This is a genomic window from Anaerobacillus sp. ABD4_527 (assembly GCF_056160805.1).
In genome coordinates this window covers 892,547-909,009 of sequence record NZ_JBSWXZ010000002.1, presented here as the reverse complement: position 1 = coordinate 909,009, position 16,463 = coordinate 892,547, and the positions used below count along the sequence as shown (strand labels likewise).

Here is a 16,463-nt window from a genome sequence, read left to right as displayed (position 1 = left end):
TCCCTGTAGGGACTTAGTTCCTACAGGGAAATTTAAAAAGAATTTTTAACCCTAATAAACACTGGTACATCAACATTTCCGGAGGGAGTCAAGAGGTATTCACTCCTGCTAGAAAACAATTAAATCAATTTAAACTGTCCGTCTTATTATGCTATATCTAATTTACTGTTCGAATAGCTGATACAGCGACACATCATGCTCATGCCCTGGTCGATCTGTTTCATGGATTCTCGCTGTTTCTTTCTGCTCATTTACGCTAGTCAACCAGACCGGATTTCCGTTATGAAGGACTTGAATCTCTTCTTTTGAAGCTAATATTTGTTTGGCTCTCATTGCATCCACTAAAAACATCCTCTCATCTTTTGTTTTCAGTTTGTACTTGTAAGAGCCAATTATTCATTTTTTTGCTTCCCACTCGTTATAAAATTGATCAAGGAATGTCTCCATAAAAACATGGCGCTCTTCTGCAAGCTCTTTTCCCTTTTTCGTATTCATCATGTCTTTTAGATTTAACAGCTTCTCATAAAAGTGGTTGATAGCCGTAGACCGCTCATTTCGATAGCTTGATACTGACATGTTTTCTCTTGGAGCAAGCTTGGGATCATACATCAAACTCCCTTTTGATCCAGCGTACACGAACGTTCGAGCGATCCCGATGGCACCGATCGCGTCTAATCGATCTGCATCTTGCACAACTTTTGCTTCGAGTGTCTCGACTGGTGGCATCGTTCCACCTTTGAATGAGATCGTAGAAATAATGTTGAAAATATGATTTTTTTCTTCAGTGCTAACTTCCATTAAAAGCTGTTCGACTTCTCTTACCCCTTCTTCAGGATCGCCAAGCTTATCATCAACAAGATCATGAACGAGTGCGGCCACTTCACAAACGAATCGATCAGCACCCTCTGCTTCAGCAATTGTCTTTGCATACTTTGTTACACGATCGATATGTGACCAGTCATGGCCACTTCCTTCATTTTCAAGCTTTTGTTGAACATATGTACGTATTTCTTTAATTACGTTTTCCACTGCATTACCTCCTGCTTCATAAAAAAAGGCCAGCTTGTTGGCTGACCTAGATCATCTCTTCTATTTCTGCTTTTTCTTTCAGTTTTTCTCTAAGCTCTTGTACTTCTTTTTGTAGCTTTGTTTCTTCAAGATAGCTCTTGATTCGGTCTTTCATTTCATCATAAGATGGCGGGTTGTCAGCATCCTTTGTGAACTGCTCATCGTAAAATGCCTTCATTTCTTCTTCAGTGACTTCAGGCGTGTTAATTTTCTCTTCTACATATTTATCGACTACAACAATGTTTTCATATTGAGTTTCAAGCTGTTTAAGGGTGAGCCCTTGTTTTTTCAATGCTTCTTGTAACTGCTCTTCACTTTGAAACTGTGATTTCACTTGTTCAAGCTCTGTTTCTACTTCCTTTTCAGATGCTTTATAGCCTTCTTCTTTTGCTTGTTGCAATAGGAGTTCCTGACCGATCAGGTTGTCCATCACTTCATTCTTAATCGTCTCGGCAGTCTCACTTTCAGAAGGATCTTTCCCTTCCATCGTATAGCGTAGTTGCGTTTGCATCAACATGGAGTTGTAGTCTTTCCCTTTGATTTCTTCACCGTTAACAGTCGCTACTATTTTATCTTCTTCAACCTTCATTGCTTCGAGTTGTTTTTGTGTTTCTTCCATAGACACCGTATCATTCTCTGAAGTATCTTTTTCTTGCGTGTTTTCCCCTTCATTGTTTGAACAAGCAGCTAGTAATAGGGCTGCTAACAGGACTAGCATACTTATTTGTTTTTTCATGCTGTGTCGTTCTCCCTTCACGTTTGGCAATTTCCTATGTAAATGGTATCACACATTCAATAACTTTTACGACATAGAAAAGAGTATTTTGGTAATTTTTTGATACTTTTCTCTATAGAAAATCCCTGCTCATGCAGGGATTTAGTTCACATAATAATACCGCTTCTCTAGTAATTCTTGTATGAATGACACGGCGACGCATACACCCCAATAAATGAAGGCAACCAAAATATAAAGTGTCATGAAATCGAACTCGCGCCCTCCGACTCTTTGAGCATGATGGAGAAGCTCTGGCACTGTAATAACGGCCGCTAGAGAGGATGCCTTAATCAAATCTAGCATCACGTTCGATAAAGGAGGAATCGCAATTCTGGTTGCTTGAGGCAGAATAATCTCTTTCATCGTTCGCCAGTAGGACATCCCGAGCGCCGTAGAGGCTTCCCATTGCCCTTTTTCAATCGAAGATAGCGCAGAACGCTGAATCTCAGCCATGTAAGCCGCACTGTTCAAACTGAATCCGATCAGCGCAGCTGTAATGGCCGAAAACTCAATACCTGCCATCGGAAGTCCAAAATACAATATATAGAGAAACACGAGAATCGGTGTCCCCCTCATGAACGAAATGTACAACCGAGCTGGCCATCGTAATAGTTTGACCTTCGACATACGACCTAGAGCTAGAAACAACCCGAGGATCAGGCCGACGATCATTCCGACGACCGAAATCAACATGGTTAACCCTAGGCCTTGAATTACATAGGGAAACGACCTTATCGCAAGATCTGCATCAAATAGGTTTTCAGGCTGAAAATTCCCCATTTGTTACAACACCCTTCTACTTCTCAAAATCAACATCAGGCTCAACTGAAACATCTGCACCGTTGAAGAACTCTGCAGAGATCTCTTTCAGCGTACCGTCTTCTTTCATTTTCTTAATCGTTTCGTTAACCTTTTCTAGAAGCTCATCGTTTCCTTTGTTCATTACGATCGCTTGATTGTTCGGTAGATACTTGATATCTGGGTGGATCGTGATGTTGAGTTCAGGAAATGCAGCTAAAGCGAGCGTTTGCAGGTAATAGTCATTCAAAATGATATCCGTACGGCCTGTTGAAACGTCTCGTAAATATTGTTCGTTCGTAGCATTTGAATAGATTTTCTCTTCTGCACCATTCTCTCGAGCGACTTCCATATAAACTGTGGTAGATGCGCCTGCAGCGATCTTTCCTTCAAGGTCGTCTAACGATTCAATACCAGACAGGTCATCTTTACGTACGATTGCAGTTCCATATGAATATTTTACAGGCTCAGAGAACGTAAACTTTTCTTTACGTTTTTCTGTATCCGTAATGTCATTCGCTGCAAGATCAACTTGACCTGACTTTAGACTTGTCAGCATGCCATCAAAGCCCATTTCCTTAAATTCAACTTCAAGCTCAAGGCGCTTTGCCATTTCCTTTACCACTTCTACTTCATATCCAGTGATCTCATCAGATCCTTCTTTATAATATGAAGTTGGGTAAAGCGTTCCTGAAGTTGCAACGACAATTTTGCCCTCTTCTTTAATTTCATCCCACTTTGAGGTCGTTTCTTCGCTTTGTTCGTCATTTGAACATGCGCTTATCGCTAACACGAGTAGTCCTACAACGAACATAGGTACCAATCGTTTTATGTACATAGACATACTAGTAATCCCCCTTTAATATACTAAACAGTTAAAAATATATCATTTTATTACGACAAAATGCAACAAATTGTACAACTTCCTGCAACATACTAAGTATTCGCTTTTTTCCAAAAATAAAAAGGCACCACCGTTGTCCGGAAGTGCTTTTCCACATCTCTAATGGTGACGCATTTGCTCATCGATCTTGTCATGGAGATATGCGGTTGCTTCGTCAAGGTGCTTGATCGCCTCACCAGGAAAGCGGTCGATTTCTTTCGCTCTCTTCACATGACCATATAGGACAAGATCTTGTGAGTTCATAATGATTTCAAGAACTTCACTACCGATCTCATCCTTCCTTTCATCCATATGAATCGCCGTTTTGTATTCTCGAATTACTTCAGCAAGTATTTGCAAACGTTGAATATCCATACACTCAAACTCCTTACCTTTAGTCCTATTAAAAAGGTTACCACGATTGGCAACCTTTTTACATCATCTTACTTCATAAATCGGAGAAGATCACCGTAAATCACGCGATCAGAATAATCTAGCTCATCTTGTACGTGTTCAAAGTGTCTTGCACATTTGTTTCGATTCGTTTTCTCTCCGGTTTCTTTGTTGTAGCATGTATTCTTCGTATACACATAATCTTCCGTCACAAAACTTCCGTCTCGTAAGATCACAAGGTTTTTTCGGTCAGGTGCTAAGAGACTTCTACCAAAATTCAAGCCGTTCTCCTCTTCAATACCAAGAAGTTCAAGGATAGTCGGCTTAAGGTCGATCTGCCCTCCAACAGTGTCAAATACTTTTCCCTCTTGACCAGGAATATGGATGATCAACGGCACTTTTTGTAGTTGAATGTGCTCTACTGGACCGATTTCTTTACCAAGGTATTCACCGATCGCGTCATTGTATGTTTCAGACAACCCATAATGATCTCCGTACAGCACAAAGATTGAATCTTCGTAAAGCCCTTCTGACTTTAAGTCTTCAAAGAACTTTTTGATCGATTCATCCTCATACCGAACAGTTGCAAAATAGCGATTCACAACGCTTTGGCTCGTGTCAGGCAATGGGATGTACGTATCTTCTTCTTCTAGTAAGAACGGGAAATGATTAGTGAGCGTGAGAAACTTTGCTGAGAAAGGTTCTTTAAGCTCTTTTAGATAAGGAATAGACTGTTCAAAGAAGGGGATATCCTTAAGTCCATAGTTGATTGAATTTCCATCCGTAACATCGTAGTCCTTCTTTGAATAAAAGCGATCATAACCTAGCGTTTCATACATTTCCTCGCGATTCCAAAACTGTCGGTCATTTCCATGGAATGATGTCGTGGTATATCCTTCCTCCTTCAATGCTAACGGAAGAGAGTGAAAGTTGTTTTCAGGTTTCCTGACGAAAACCGAACCTCCTGCAAGTGGATATAAACTATTGTCGATCATAAATTCAGCATCTGACGTTTTTCCTTGTGCAGTCTGATGATAGAAATTCGGAAAGTAATAACTCTCATCTTTTAGGCTGTTCAAGAACGGCATAACTTCTTCGCCATCCACTTCTTCTTCCATCATAAATGCTTGAGTGGACTCAAGTGATATAAGAATAATGTTCTTATCTTCAGCAACACCGAAGAAAGAAGACCGGTCTACACTACTCTTATCTACAAAGTCCTGTATTTCGGATATGTCAGTATCATCCGCGAAAACACTATTTAAAGATGCAATCGATTGGTAAGCTACGTCGTATACGTGGTAGGTATAAGCCCCTAACGACTTCACGAATAGCTCACGGTCGTAAGATTTCTCAAATAGTAATGGGTGGAGCACAATCGCCAGCACTGCTGTCACTAGAAACATTCCCGTTGCAGCATAAGCTGTTCTCTTCTTTCGCTTGCTTGATAAAGAACTCGCCTGCATCTTCCACTTTTTCAATAGCCAAAACAATACGAACGCATCTAAGACAAGGAAAGGGTCATACCAGTTGATCAGCTCGACCGTACTTTGACTCAACCCACCTACGTTACCGAACTGAAATAGAACAGGCACTGTTACAAAATCTATGTAAAACCGGTAATAGAGAACATTTGCATATAAAATTACAGATAATAAAAAATATACTGCTAACATCAGCCCTGGTTTTGAATGCTTCTTAAAAAGGCCGATCCCAAGCAGCAAAGAAATTGCTCCTAGTGAATTGATAAACAACAACAGCTCTTCACCAATCCCAGTTATCGTTAATGAAAACTCAAAGCGATAAACTACATATGTTTTCACAAATAACAGTGCTACGAGTATAAAATAGAATTGCCATATTCGCTCTTCTCTTTTCTCTACTTCCATCTACTCCAACCCCTTACGTCTCCCTGTATCGTTCTATTCTATACGTTAATACCACTAATAGAGGGAGACCAAACGGCTACTCTTGTTTTTACATTACTAATTAAACGAATGAATGAAAGAAGCTTCGTTTTAGTATGAAAAAACAAGTGCGATTACGCCAAGTACGATGAGGATTAAGCCAGTAAACACACAAAAGAGCGTCACGATCCACCATGGAATGGCATCGAGTGCTTTCGTCTCAAGAAAGAACAGGATACTTTCTCCTCGGTCAGAGTTTCTAGATGCTCTAGAATGATTGGCTGTATCTGATTTCTTCAATTCAAGTTTATGGAACAATACCCTTGGACTTGCAACGATCAATATTCCAAATGCCCAAAGAAGCATAGCAATCGTCCAACCCATCACCAATCCGCCTTTCATTACTCTATATGTACCGTAGTATTCGCCGATACACATAAGAACATGCGAAACAGATAGAAAAACGCTCAGAATTTACTCTGAGCGTAGCTTGATTCGGTCGGTTCTCGTATAAACGTTAAATCCTCCGCGTCTAATAAATCCGACCGTTGTGATTTCGAGATCTTCTGCAAGGCGTAAAGCGAGATCTGTCGGTGCAGATTTAGATAAGAGAACTCCAATTCCCATCTTGGATAATTTTAACACAACCTCTGATGATATCCGTCCGCTGAAGGCGACAACTAATTGAGATGGTGGTACCTCGTTCTGAAGCATGTACCCATATAATTTATCTAATGCATTGTGACGCCCGATGTCAGTTCGAATCGCAATCATTTCTTCACGGTTAAAAAGAGCAGCATTATGAACGCCACCTGTGGAATGAAAAGTAGAAGATTCCTCTTGTAACGTGCTCATGTACTTTATGCAATCTTCAGCTGACAAAGTAGGCGCGTTCATGATCGTTTTGGCAGTTTTCGAATCACTTTCAAAGTAAAAATGTCGACTCTTTCCGCAACATGAACTGATTTTTCGTTTTGTAAATGACTTTGTTTCAAGCGAAATGTTCGTTTTAGCTTTCACATTCACGATTCCTTGCCCATCGTTGAACAGCATTTCTTCAATCATTTTATGAGATGTTACAACTCCTTCTGAAGCAAGAAAGCCGATGACTAATTCTTCAAGATCATCAGGAGTGCACACGACCGTCGCAAACTCCACACCGTTCACTCTTATCGTAAGGGGTTTTTCTAACGCAATCGTATCTTCTTTCTCAACAAATCTTCCATCATGGTAGCTAACGATTTTTCTCTTGCTACTGTTCATCTCTTTTACCCACCTATGAAGGACATTTCGATTTTCTCTCGCTTTTCGACTCCTTCTTCTGTTCGTTCATCAGAATAGCGATCGTCACGTCCCATCCAGATCGAATGAAGAAGCTCTGCCATCTGACTGTCAGTCGCACCGTTTCGTAGTGGATTGCGAAGGCTTGTGCCCTTTGAGGAAAATAAACAGGTATAGAGAGCCCCATCTGCTGATAATCTCGCACGCGTGCAGTTCGCACAAAACGAATCACTAACAGAAGAAATTACGCCGATCTCACCAGCTCCATCAAGGTATGTGAAACGATTCGCAACTTCTCCGTAATAAGCAGGTTCAACCTCTTCTAGAGGGTACAGTTGAGATATAGCATCTACGATCTCTTTTTTGCTTACGACATGGTCAAACTTCCACCCGTTCGAATTTCCCACATCCATATACTCAATGAACCTCACGACATGTCCGCTGTGTCGAAAGTACTCTGCCATCGGGATAATCTCGTGGTCATTCAATCCTTTTTGTACGACCATATTAATCTTTACACCGAGGCCAGCGTCCGTAGCTGCCTGTATCCCATCGAGGACCGGCTTGATCTTCGCTCCTCTTCCATTCATCTTACCGAACGTTTCATCGTGAATCGCATCGAGGCTTACGTTGACACGATCTAAGCCAGCTTCTTTTAAGCTTACTGCATGCTTCTTTAGTAAAGAAGCATTTGTAGTAAGAGCAATATCTTTTATTCCGTCGATCGATGAAAGCATATGTACTAAAACAAATAAATCTTTTCGAAGGAGGGGCTCTCCTCCAGTAAGTCTGATCTTCTCGACTCCCATTTCCACGAATACCTTCGCAAGTCTTGTGATTTCTTCAAAGCTCAGTAAACTTGCTTTTGGTAAAAACTCATAATCTGGGCCAAACGTTTCCTCTGGCATACAATAGCGACAGCGAAAATTACATCGATCGGTTACAGAAATTCGCAAATCTCTTAACGGACGCTGGTAGCGATCATGAACTTTTTCCTCACGAGACATAACCTCACTCCTTTCACAATGTGGTAGTAAGGTTAATGTTAAAGGGTTCGTGCATATTTTTCCAGCCTTAACCCTAAATTTAATAGGATTGTCCAAAGAAAAAAACTGGCATGGCCAGTTTAACTTATGGATTTCGTATATCGATCAGCAACGCTGCTCGCTCCATATGAGTATGGTTTAATTCGGGCAATGTACCCTACTGCTGTTACCCAACCAACAACCTCTTGGATGATCTTACGCGTTTCACCTTGTTTTCCTACATCAAGATGAATTTCGATCGGCCATTTCTTTAAAAGTTCAGCGATTCCTTCTTCCTTTAATGATTCCATAAGCTCGAGGCTCATTTCAGTTTCTTTATAAATACGATGTCGCAATTCATGAATGGGTTTGTGTTTTTCTCTTCGGTAGAAGATTCTTGCTCCTTTTCCTACCCGGTGAATGATCAAGGCAGTTACGAATTGTGTCGTTTTACGTGTTGTTTGAGAGTCAGTACCTATGACAATGCGATAAGTCGCTTTAGGGTCTTCTTTCGTATATGTCTCGATCAATCCGGTAACTTGTTCGACCGTCACTCTTCCAGCTGAGGGACTAATAAAATCCATCGCAGTTCCCTTCTTTCATCTAAAAGTAGTAGTTAGTACTACTATATTTATTCAAAAGCTGAAAAATATGTACGCCCGAACGAAAATTACTAGTCATTATAGAGGCTTTTATCCTCGATTTCACCGTCTACCTTATGGATAATGAGCTCTGAGGGTCTATTAGAATCACAAAGTTCTCTTCCAAACTGATAGGCATCTTCCTTTGTAGAAAACGTTTTGGTAGCTTGATCTGCTCCTTCTCGTTTCACCTGCCACTTCTCACCATGATGGCTCTGAACGTGATAAATCGTCTTCAATTAGAAGCATCTCCTTTTTGAAAAGTTAATACCCTTCCGCTCCTTTTTTAAACGCTTTGCTTTCGCTTTGTGAATAAGAGAATTTCTGCAGGCGCTTTCTCTACTTTTATTACGAGCGTCTTATACCCTTCTTTTTCTTTAGCTTGAAACGTTTTCCTCGTGATCGGACGTCTTGCCGACCATTGAATAGAAGAAGGATTTTGCCATGAATCATGAGTGATGAGCTCCTGTTTATAATAATAATGATTTCCGCTTTGATACTGTTCGCAAATATAACGAACGGTTTGCTTTGTATGCATGTAACTCACTCCTAATATTAGATAGAAAGAACCGCAGCGGAATCGCTGCGGTCGCGTGTTAATTACCGTCTTTTACAAGAACAACGTTCAAACTAGGTTCGCCATCAAGGAAACCTACTGCTATCGCAGTATAATTCTGCCCACTTTCGACAGGAATATTCGGTAAATCTAGAACGGATTGGCTACTTCCTGCTGGTCTAATCTCAAGATTATACGTCCCTGGATCAACCGTCTTGTAGTCGGAAGATTTACCGAACGAAAGATCGCTGATGATGGCATCTCCATCTTTAACGGCGATATCGACAGCCGGAGCGTCTGGTGATGCATGAACAGCACGGATACCCGCTTTCTCTGAAGTTGCTGTCTCATCTTCTAAAACAAGCAGCGAAAGGTCTGAAAGTTTTCCTAAAGCAACAACGGAATAGTCTTTGCCACTACCGATCGTTAATGTTTTCTCGAGAACTGCATCCCCTTTTCCTCCGGCAGATGAAGGAAACACTTGTATTTTCCTTTCACCAGGTGTTACGGATGCATAGTCCGTTGCTGCTTGAAATGTAGCTCCTTCAAAAGCAGGCTTCCCGTCCACATAGACATCTACTGCTGGCGCATCTGGAGAAGCATGGATCACTCTTACGTTTGATTGTTCGCCAGCTTGAGTGAACTGAGATAATCCCATTACCATACATGCGGTTAAGAGGATTGAGACGATTATTTTCATAAAAACACATCCTTTTTCTTCTATTATCTGACGAGACTATTTTTCAACAGAAGGCAGTCAAATATTCAAATAATAAAACGATCTTTTTAAATTTGTTGATGATGTTTCAGTACTAGTGGATGAATTAGCCCAATCACTTGTCTGAACATCAGCCCGTTTTATCGCATACAGTAACAAGAGACGTTAGAAAAGGATGTGAAATCATGCCGGCATTAGTTGGAGCAATCAAAGTAAACAGCATCGGTAGTAGCGGAGTATTTCATGTCGGTGACGTGTTTATCGTATCTCCTATCAGCACAGCGAAAACATTTGCTGGTGCAGGTTCATTTAATACAGGAAACGGACTTAACGTAAGTAGTTCCTACAGTGTAACGACAGTAAATGATTCCGATGTTGCAGATCAGAACGTCGTTGCAAATATCTAAAGAGGGCGAACACCTATTATCCTTTGCAGCATAGACTGAAGTAAGATTCCTATACGGGAGAGGATTGTCTATGTATCCAAACGATAACTTATACGCGATACTGCAACGGATGCAAGAAACTATTGCCCAACAAGACAATCGAATCAGCAAGCTTGAAAAGAAGATCAAGCGGCTCGAATTAAAAATGAAAGAGCAAGCGCAATCTCCTAAAACGAATATTGAAAAAGTTGAATACAAATTTGACCAACTTAAAATAGAGAGGTTGGATGGTACCCTTAACATCGGACTGACGCCGGGCGCAAACGGGGAAATGTTAGAAGACTTTACGGTCAATGGTCAGCCACAAGGACCAAATAGTCCAGCAGCTTCACCTGAAGCCATTCAAGCCATTCAACAGAACGTGCAATCATATATGCAGAGGGATGCGTTACCTCAACTAATGGAATTGGAAAAACAATATAATTACCCTCTCGACGATCCTTATCGTCATTTTATATTAAACGATATACAAAAACAGCTCGACCAAAGAATCAATCATTATTTAAGCGATTCGAGCACTCGTTCTTCTTCAGCAACGAATGAAGAAGTGGCGGAAGAAATCGTCACAAAAATCAAGCGGGATGTCGTAAAGGGAATGGAAGCTTTCATTAAAAACTTACCGAAGGGGATGGAACCACAATGAAGTACACCGTCATAAATAGAGGTCTTTCAGTCGGTCAGCTTTCGATCATGGCCGTAGCGAGCTCTTCAGTGGTATTGATCGGAGATACTCAAACTGTCGCATGCTCATCAATATTTGATACACCACCCGAATCATTAATTGTCACAAGACCATTTGTGCCAATCACGACATGATTCCTTCTAGAGCTTCACTCGTAAACTGGATTCGTGTCGCATCAGTAGACCTTGCTGCAACAGTGCAGATTGGGGACAGCAATCAAGTTACTCCTGAATCGCAGGTATACGCCGTGCAAAGAGAGTACCCCATCTTTAAAGGCGATGAAGCAAAGGATTTATCCGAATTTCCTATTTATTCTCAAGAGATTCCTCTCCCTGTAATTACGGAGTGTGTGGAACAAATAACGATACAAGAAAACCCTGTAATCAAAGTAGGCGGAATAGATATTATCGGTGTTGCAGCTTCTTCTGTTCTACACGTAGGTTCCACGCAATTCATTCGAAGCGAAGCGAGAGTAAAGAACGTTCGTGAATTCTTCTCTGATCCTGAAGAGGATAAGTCGAACATATCCCTAGATTAGACATAGTATACGGTATAACTATCACTGCAAAGGATGTTTATCCATGCCTTCTATTGTAGGTCCAGTAAAAATCAACAGCGCAGGGGGAGTCGTAAACTTCGGGGACAGCTTCAATACAACACCTAAATCGACTTCGAAAACATACGCAGGTTCAGGAGGTTTTAATACTGGAGATTTTCATGTTGTAAACAACGGATTCAGTATGACGAACTCATTTGATCCTGACATCGCTGACCAAGATATCACCGCAAATAATTAGGGAGCTGAAGAGCCTTGAATTTCTTTGTAAACCAAAACATCGTCATTCATCAGCTTAGAGTCGAAGGAATTTCAAACTCTTCAGTTCTTCAAATTGGTAGTGCAGGTGTCATCAAGCCACTTTCTAACCTTTACAATACTGGAGCGTATACAGAGCCAGCTCCAGAGTTTGAATCTCAACAGTTTCAGTCTGAATTTAGCCCATATGTACCGTTAGCTCCTCCATCTTAATACCGCCAAAGTGGCGGTTTATTACATATCACAAAAACCTCCAGAAGAATGATCTGGAGGTTTTTAAATTTATTCAGTTGATTTTTTGTTAGATTTTTTATTTTTTTCTTCACCAGCCTCTGAGCTTCCATTATTGTTACCTTCTGTGTCTCCTGACCCTGAGCCAGTTCCTTCTTCATTTCCTGAATCTCCTGACTCTGAATCTGAGCCTTCTTCACTTCCGGAGTCGCCTGACCCTGAACCTGAGCCTTCTTCACTTCCTGATTCTCCTGAACCTGAGCCCCCTGTACCTTCTTCACTTCCGGAGTCTCCTGATCCTGAACCAGAGCCCTCTTCACTTCCGGAGTCGCCTGACCCTGAACCTGAGCCTTCTTCACTTCCTGAGTCTCCTGACCCTGAACCTGAGCCTTCTTCACTTCCTGAGTCTCCTGACCCTGAACCTGAGCCTTCTTCACTTCCTGAGTCTCCTGATCCTGAGCCAGAGCCTTCTTCACTTCCTGAGTCTCCTGATCCTGAACCAGAGCCTTCTTCACTTCCTGAGTCTCCTGATCCCGAACCAGAGCCTTCTTCACTTCCTGAGTCTCCTGATCCTGAACCTGAGCCTTCTTCACTTCCTGAGTCTTCTGACCCTGAACCTGAGCCTTCTTCCGTGCCAGCATCTCCTGACTCAGAGCTCTCGGTATCTTCTTCACTTTCAGTCCCTTCTGAACCTTGTTCACCGCTGTTCTCTTCATCTGCATCTTCAGCAGAATTACTCTGTCCATCTGTTTCAGAGGACTCTTCAGTTTCATTCGTTTCTTTGTCTTCCTCTTTATCGCTATTGTTTACAGGAGGAGCTGGTTTCTTTTTCTCTTCTTTTTTCGGTTTTGGTTCAGGCAGCTTCGCTTTTTCTGGTTCCTCACCTTTGAAAAATAGTTCTGTTATCGTTTCTGAAGTTGGAGTCTTTGAGTTTGCTCGCAAGCCTGAATTCTTGTCGATTTTCAACTCTACGACCGAATCTGGTTTTTCAAATGCTGCAGTTTCAACATCCGTAGATACTGTTTCCATCACATGCTTAAACAATAGTTTTGCGATGTCGTCATCCTTCTTTTTTATAAACGTTTCTGCCGTTGTTTGATCATAACCCGTCCAAACTGCTGCCGTAAAATTCGTTGTATAACCTGAGAACCATGAATCTGATGTTCCTTCAGCATTGATTTCTTCTGGTAGATTCGTTGTACCAGTTTTCCCAGCTACGTCAAGACCTGGAATGCTCGCTTGCATACCCGTCCCATCTTCTACTACGGTGCGAAGCATATCTGTGATCATGTAAGCTGTTCCTTCACTCATGGCACGGCTTCCCTCAGATGCTAGATTCAGCTCTTTCCCATTTGGATAAACGACTTTCTCTACGCTATAAGGTTCATGAAAAACTCCTCCAGAACCAAATGATGCGTATGCTCCAGCAAGTTCTAATGGAGATATCCCTTTATTGAACCCTCCAATCGCATATGAAGGATAAGTATGGTCGATCGAGATTCCTAGATTTTCAGCGAATGCTTTCGCTTCTTCTCCACCAACTTCCATGAATGCTTTGATGGCAGGAATATTATATGACCACTGTAATGCAGTCCTAATGGATACACTGCCATGGTACTCATCGTTCCAATTGCTAAATTCTTTTCCATTTAATTCAAGCTCTTCATCCACGAACTGTTTGTTCGTAGACCATTTCTGTTTCTCTATACCAGGTGCATAATCTAATATCGGTTTAATCGTTGAGCCAGGCTGACGTTCTAATTGTGTTGCATAGTTGAACCCTTTTTGAACATCTTTCTTCTCAGAGTTACGATTTCCACCTATCGCTCTGATCTTACCTGTTTGTGTATCGATCAACGCAATACCAGCTTTAAACTTCTCATCTGGATACGCTACTGCCTTATCCGTTGTCAGGGCATCATCAACAACTTGCTGTGCATTTTGATCGAGGGTCGTATGGATTTCCAAGCCACCTGTAAAGAGTGCAGTCTCAGGTATTCCTGCTTTCTTCAAATCTACGATCACTTGATCAATAAACGCGTCATTGGTTGTAGAAGGTGCTTTCTTTTCGACAATCAAGTCAGATACTGCTACAGCTTCTGCTTCTTTTCGTTCCTCTTTACTAATGAAACCGTGTTTCTCCATCAGATAGAGGACGGTTCCTCTTCTCTCTTCAGCAAGATCTTGATGTTTATATGGATCATAGCCAGAAGGTCTTTGTGGTAATCCGGCCAATAAAGCAACTTCACCAGTCGTTAGTTCATCCAAATTCTTATCGAAGTATGTATCAGCTGCGGTTGCGACACCGTATGCTCCATTACCAAAATAGATTTTGTTAACATACATTTCGAAGATTTCTTCTTTTGAATACTCTTCTTCTAACTCGATTGCAAGATAAGCTTCTTGGACTTTTCGCTTCATCGTTTTCTCAGGTTCAAGAAGCATGTTTTTCACTACTTGCTGTGTGATCGTACTCGCGCCTTCTGCGCCGAAACCTTCTTTGATATTCGCAAGAATCGCACCGCCTATTCGTTTCACATCGACACCGCTATGATCCCAGAATCTCACATCTTCAACTGCGATGAACGCGTTCACGACGTGGTCTGGAATGTCTTCAAAGGCAACTGTTTTTCTATGCTCCTTACCGATCAGATCTTTTATCTTATTTCCATCTCGGTCGTAAATCGTTGAAGACTGAGCAAGGTTTAACTCTTTTTCATCAAGTTTAGGTGCATCGTTGATATAAGCATACGTATTATAGCCTCCAAAAGATAAAACAAAAATCATAATAAACACCATGCTCAATGCTATGTATCTTAAAAAAGTACGTTTTCTAGGCTGCTTCGTCCCCTTATTCGTGCTTTTCCCCATTATAATCCCACCTTAAAGGTCTTAGTCTATAAGGAGGAATACCCACATACCACTTGTAAAAAACATTAAATTTTGATGATAAAAGTTCTATTCCATTTCATATAGTAATAACGGCAAGGAAAGGAGGATGAAATATGGACAGTTCTACACCTGATGAGCTATTGATATGGGGGAATCATTTTTACGAAAAGATTATGAACAATGAGCGGTACGAATCACTCATCCCGTTAACAGAAAATTGGTTAAGGGATTTAGAATATCATGTAGAGATTCAGGACCCATCTCCTAACAATTCTCTTTATATAAGGGCGGCAGAGCTATACAACGAATGGAGAGCGATTCGCCGTGAGAGTGTACCGGTCGGTGGTCATACACTGCCACCTCTGCCTTATGCGTATGATGCATTAGAACCTTATATTTCTGCTCGTATTATGAAGCTGCACCATGATAAGCATCACCAGAGTTATGTAGATGGTTTAAACCAAGCCGAAACGGAGCTCGAAAAGGCTAGAAAGAAAGGAAAATACGAGCTCATCAAACACTGGGAAAGGGAGCTAGCTTTTAACGGTGCAGGGCACTATCTACACACGATCTTCTGGAAGGTGATGACACCACACGGAGGGAAACCTTCTGGCGTACTGTTAGATGAAATTAATAGGAGTTTTGGCAGCTTCAAGCAATTTAAAGAACAGTTTACGAATGCTGCCAATAAAGTCGAAGGTTCAGGGTGGGCCATTCTTGTATGGTCACCCGTTTCGAGACGATTAGAAATTCTCCAAGCTGAAAAGCATCAGAACCTGAGTCAATGGGATGTGATTCCTCTTCTTGTTCTCGATGTATGGGAGCACGCTTACTACCTTCAGTATGAGAATAATCGAAAAGAATATATTGATAACTGGTGGAATGTTGTGAACTGGCTTGAGGTCACCCATCGCCTTGAAACTGCACAGCTTGTGAAATGGGAGTCGTTTTAATTGAAAGAAGCAAAGACATCGTCTTTGCTTCTTTCCTTATCTATAGGAACCTTGCCAGTATGGTGAACTGTACTGACCTCCATAGCTCCCGTAACCACCTGGGTATCCTCCGCTCTGGTAGCCAGCTCCGTATTGTCCTGGGTAGTTTTGATATCCATACGGTGGGTAACCATAGCCACCACCGTAATAAGGAGGTCTTGGTCTAGGATAGCCATAGCCTCCGTATCCTGGTGCTATCGCACTTCCGATAAACCCTCCAGCAAGCCCACCTGCTAAACCCCCGAGAAAAGGATATCCAAGTCCAAACTGTCTCACTTGATGATTGTATCTCGTGTGTAGACACGGATCATAACAATTCTTATGATGTCCAATACCCCTCACATGCCATCTCCCTTTCCAT

General features: G+C 41.5%; 23 protein-coding genes. 7 read left to right on the top strand and 16 right to left on the bottom strand.

Going from position 1 to position 16,463, the window contains the following annotated elements:
• Window positions 1–162: 162 nt before the first annotated feature.
• From ACXAHI_RS17000 to ACXAHI_RS16935, 14 genes are all read right to left on the bottom strand, one after another.
• Complete coding sequence (locus tag ACXAHI_RS17000) at window positions 163–333, bottom strand: H-type small acid-soluble spore protein (RefSeq protein ID WP_474849924.1); 171 nt, start codon at window positions 331–333, stop codon at window positions 163–165.
• Between the two features lie 63 nt (window positions 334–396).
• Window positions 397–1,029, bottom strand: coding sequence for an HD domain-containing protein (locus ACXAHI_RS16995; protein WP_474849865.1), 633 nt, complete (start codon window positions 1,027–1,029; stop codon window positions 397–399).
• A gap of 46 nt (window positions 1,030–1,075) precedes the next feature.
• A complete protein-coding gene (locus ACXAHI_RS16990; protein WP_474849863.1) occupies window positions 1,076–1,804 on the bottom strand; it encodes a SurA N-terminal domain-containing protein in 729 nt (242 codons plus the stop codon).
• Between the two features lie 141 nt (window positions 1,805–1,945).
• A complete protein-coding gene (locus ACXAHI_RS16985) occupies window positions 1,946–2,623 on the bottom strand; it encodes an amino acid ABC transporter permease (protein ID WP_474849860.1) in 678 nt (225 codons plus the stop codon).
• Between the two features lie 16 nt (window positions 2,624–2,639).
• Entirely contained in the window at window positions 2,640–3,479 is an 840-nt protein-coding gene (locus ACXAHI_RS16980; protein ID WP_474849922.1) for a transporter substrate-binding domain-containing protein, read from the bottom strand.
• Between the two features lie 165 nt (window positions 3,480–3,644).
• On the bottom strand, window positions 3,645–3,899 hold the full coding sequence (locus ACXAHI_RS16975; RefSeq protein WP_474849858.1) for a hypothetical protein: 255 nt from the start codon (window positions 3,897–3,899) through the stop codon (window positions 3,645–3,647).
• Between the two features lie 68 nt (window positions 3,900–3,967).
• Window positions 3,968–5,806 carry an LTA synthase family protein gene (locus tag ACXAHI_RS16970; RefSeq protein ID WP_474849856.1) on the bottom strand — a complete coding sequence of 613 codons (1,839 nt, stop codon included), beginning with the start codon at window positions 5,804–5,806 and terminating at the stop codon, window positions 3,968–3,970.
• 129 nt (window positions 5,807–5,935) lie between these two features.
• The gene (locus tag ACXAHI_RS16965; RefSeq protein ID WP_474849854.1) at window positions 5,936–6,208 is read right to left on the bottom strand and encodes a hypothetical protein; all 273 of its coding nucleotides are present in this window, start codon (window positions 6,206–6,208) and stop codon (window positions 5,936–5,938) included.
• A gap of 90 nt (window positions 6,209–6,298) precedes the next feature.
• A complete protein-coding gene (gene fdhD, locus ACXAHI_RS16960) occupies window positions 6,299–7,087 on the bottom strand; it encodes a formate dehydrogenase accessory sulfurtransferase FdhD (protein WP_474849852.1) in 789 nt (262 codons plus the stop codon).
• Between the two features lie 5 nt (window positions 7,088–7,092).
• Window positions 7,093–8,112: a GTP 3',8-cyclase MoaA gene (gene moaA / locus ACXAHI_RS16955; protein WP_474849850.1), complete on the bottom strand. Its 1,020-nt coding sequence runs from the start codon at window positions 8,110–8,112 to the stop codon at window positions 7,093–7,095.
• A gap of 119 nt (window positions 8,113–8,231) precedes the next feature.
• Window positions 8,232–8,714 (bottom strand): ribonuclease H-like YkuK family protein, encoded by a 483-nt coding sequence (locus ACXAHI_RS16950; RefSeq protein WP_474849848.1) that lies wholly within the window; start codon window positions 8,712–8,714, stop codon window positions 8,232–8,234.
• Between the two features lie 89 nt (window positions 8,715–8,803).
• Window positions 8,804–9,010, bottom strand: a complete 207-nt coding sequence (locus ACXAHI_RS16945; RefSeq protein ID WP_474849846.1) for a DUF2188 domain-containing protein — start codon at window positions 9,008–9,010, stop codon at window positions 8,804–8,806.
• 47 nt (window positions 9,011–9,057) lie between these two features.
• Window positions 9,058–9,309: a hypothetical protein gene (locus tag ACXAHI_RS16940; RefSeq protein WP_474812487.1), complete on the bottom strand. Its 252-nt coding sequence runs from the start codon at window positions 9,307–9,309 to the stop codon at window positions 9,058–9,060.
• Between the two features lie 58 nt (window positions 9,310–9,367).
• Window positions 9,368–10,027, bottom strand: a complete 660-nt coding sequence (locus ACXAHI_RS16935; protein WP_474849844.1) for a DUF4397 domain-containing protein — start codon at window positions 10,025–10,027, stop codon at window positions 9,368–9,370.
• Window positions 10,028–10,230: 203 nt separating this feature from the next.
• Here ACXAHI_RS16935 and ACXAHI_RS16930 point away from each other — a divergent pair, with 203 nt between their 5' ends.
• From ACXAHI_RS16930 to ACXAHI_RS16905, 6 genes are all read left to right on the top strand, one after another.
• Window positions 10,231–10,452 (top strand): spore germination protein, encoded by a 222-nt coding sequence (locus tag ACXAHI_RS16930; protein WP_270181540.1) that lies wholly within the window; start codon window positions 10,231–10,233, stop codon window positions 10,450–10,452.
• Window positions 10,453–10,522: 70 nt separating this feature from the next.
• Window positions 10,523–11,134, top strand: a complete 612-nt coding sequence (gerPC, locus tag ACXAHI_RS16925; protein ID WP_474849842.1) for a spore germination protein GerPC — start codon at window positions 10,523–10,525, stop codon at window positions 11,132–11,134.
• Window positions 11,131–11,307 carry a spore gernimation protein GerPD gene (locus ACXAHI_RS16920; RefSeq protein WP_224881323.1) on the top strand — a complete coding sequence of 59 codons (177 nt, stop codon included), beginning with the start codon at window positions 11,131–11,133 and terminating at the stop codon, window positions 11,305–11,307. The genes gerPC and ACXAHI_RS16920 overlap by 4 nt, the downstream gene beginning before the upstream one ends.
• Window positions 11,304–11,711, top strand: coding sequence for a spore germination protein GerPE (locus tag ACXAHI_RS16915; protein WP_474812493.1), 408 nt, complete (start codon window positions 11,304–11,306; stop codon window positions 11,709–11,711). The genes ACXAHI_RS16920 and ACXAHI_RS16915 overlap by 4 nt, the downstream gene beginning before the upstream one ends.
• Window positions 11,712–11,754: 43 nt before the next feature.
• Complete coding sequence (locus ACXAHI_RS16910) at window positions 11,755–11,970, top strand: spore germination protein (RefSeq protein ID WP_270181537.1); 216 nt, start codon at window positions 11,755–11,757, stop codon at window positions 11,968–11,970.
• Window positions 11,971–11,984: 14 nt separating this feature from the next.
• Window positions 11,985–12,200, top strand: a complete 216-nt coding sequence (locus ACXAHI_RS16905; RefSeq protein ID WP_474812496.1) for a spore germination protein GerPB — start codon at window positions 11,985–11,987, stop codon at window positions 12,198–12,200.
• A 69-nt stretch (window positions 12,201–12,269) separates the two neighbouring features.
• On the opposite strand, the gene ACXAHI_RS16900 is transcribed toward ACXAHI_RS16905, so the two are convergent.
• Entirely contained in the window at window positions 12,270–15,089 is a 2,820-nt protein-coding gene (locus tag ACXAHI_RS16900; RefSeq protein ID WP_474849840.1) for a transglycosylase domain-containing protein, read from the bottom strand.
• Window positions 15,090–15,283: 194 nt separating this feature from the next.
• On the opposite strand from ACXAHI_RS16900, the gene ACXAHI_RS16895 reads away from it, so the two are divergent.
• Window positions 15,284–16,063 carry a superoxide dismutase gene (locus ACXAHI_RS16895; protein WP_474849920.1) on the top strand — a complete coding sequence of 260 codons (780 nt, stop codon included), beginning with the start codon at window positions 15,284–15,286 and terminating at the stop codon, window positions 16,061–16,063.
• A 36-nt stretch (window positions 16,064–16,099) separates the two neighbouring features.
• Here ACXAHI_RS16895 and ACXAHI_RS16890 read toward each other — a convergent pair whose 3' ends face one another.
• Window positions 16,100–16,444 carry a hypothetical protein gene (locus tag ACXAHI_RS16890; protein WP_474849838.1) on the bottom strand — a complete coding sequence of 115 codons (345 nt, stop codon included), beginning with the start codon at window positions 16,442–16,444 and terminating at the stop codon, window positions 16,100–16,102.
• Between the last annotated feature and the right edge of the window lie 19 nt (window positions 16,445–16,463).

Coding starts and splice junctions, on each gene's coding strand:
- ACXAHI_RS16980 (WP_474849922.1), bottom strand. CDS start 3,479: ATGTACATAAAACGATTGGTACCTATGTTCGTTGTAGGACTACTCGTG.
- ACXAHI_RS16975 (WP_474849858.1), bottom strand. CDS start 3,899: ATGGATATTCAACGTTTGCAAATACTTGCTGAAGTAATTCGAGAATAC.
- ACXAHI_RS16940 (WP_474812487.1), bottom strand. CDS start 9,309: ATGCATACAAAGCAAACCGTTCGTTATATTTGCGAACAGTATCAAAGC.
- ACXAHI_RS16990 (WP_474849863.1), bottom strand. CDS start 1,804: ATGAAAAAACAAATAAGTATGCTAGTCCTGTTAGCAGCCCTATTACTA.
- ACXAHI_RS16900 (WP_474849840.1), bottom strand. CDS start 15,089: ATGGGGAAAAGCACGAATAAGGGGACGAAGCAGCCTAGAAAACGTACT.
- ACXAHI_RS16930 (WP_270181540.1), top strand. CDS start 10,231: ATGCCGGCATTAGTTGGAGCAATCAAAGTAAACAGCATCGGTAGTAGC.
- ACXAHI_RS16970 (WP_474849856.1), bottom strand. CDS start 5,806: ATGGAAGTAGAGAAAAGAGAAGAGCGAATATGGCAATTCTATTTTATA.
- fdhD (WP_474849852.1), bottom strand. CDS start 7,087: ATGAACAGTAGCAAGAGAAAAATCGTTAGCTACCATGATGGAAGATTT.
- ACXAHI_RS16895 (WP_474849920.1), top strand. CDS start 15,284: ATGAACAATGAGCGGTACGAATCACTCATCCCGTTAACAGAAAATTGG.
- ACXAHI_RS17000 (WP_474849924.1), bottom strand. CDS start 333: ATGAGAGCCAAACAAATATTAGCTTCAAAAGAAGAGATTCAAGTCCTT.
- ACXAHI_RS16965 (WP_474849854.1), bottom strand. CDS start 6,208: ATGGGTTGGACGATTGCTATGCTTCTTTGGGCATTTGGAATATTGATC.
- gerPC (WP_474849842.1), top strand. CDS start 10,523: ATGTATCCAAACGATAACTTATACGCGATACTGCAACGGATGCAAGAA.
- ACXAHI_RS16915 (WP_474812493.1), top strand. CDS start 11,304: ATGATTCCTTCTAGAGCTTCACTCGTAAACTGGATTCGTGTCGCATCA.
- ACXAHI_RS16935 (WP_474849844.1), bottom strand. CDS start 10,027: ATGAAAATAATCGTCTCAATCCTCTTAACCGCATGTATGGTAATGGGA.
- ACXAHI_RS16950 (WP_474849848.1), bottom strand. CDS start 8,714: ATGGATTTTATTAGTCCCTCAGCTGGAAGAGTGACGGTCGAACAAGTT.
- ACXAHI_RS16985 (WP_474849860.1), bottom strand. CDS start 2,623: ATGGGGAATTTTCAGCCTGAAAACCTATTTGATGCAGATCTTGCGATA.
- moaA (WP_474849850.1), bottom strand. CDS start 8,112: ATGTCTCGTGAGGAAAAAGTTCATGATCGCTACCAGCGTCCGTTAAGA.
- ACXAHI_RS16920 (WP_224881323.1), top strand. CDS start 11,131: ATGAAGTACACCGTCATAAATAGAGGTCTTTCAGTCGGTCAGCTTTCG.
- ACXAHI_RS16910 (WP_270181537.1), top strand. CDS start 11,755: ATGCCTTCTATTGTAGGTCCAGTAAAAATCAACAGCGCAGGGGGAGTC.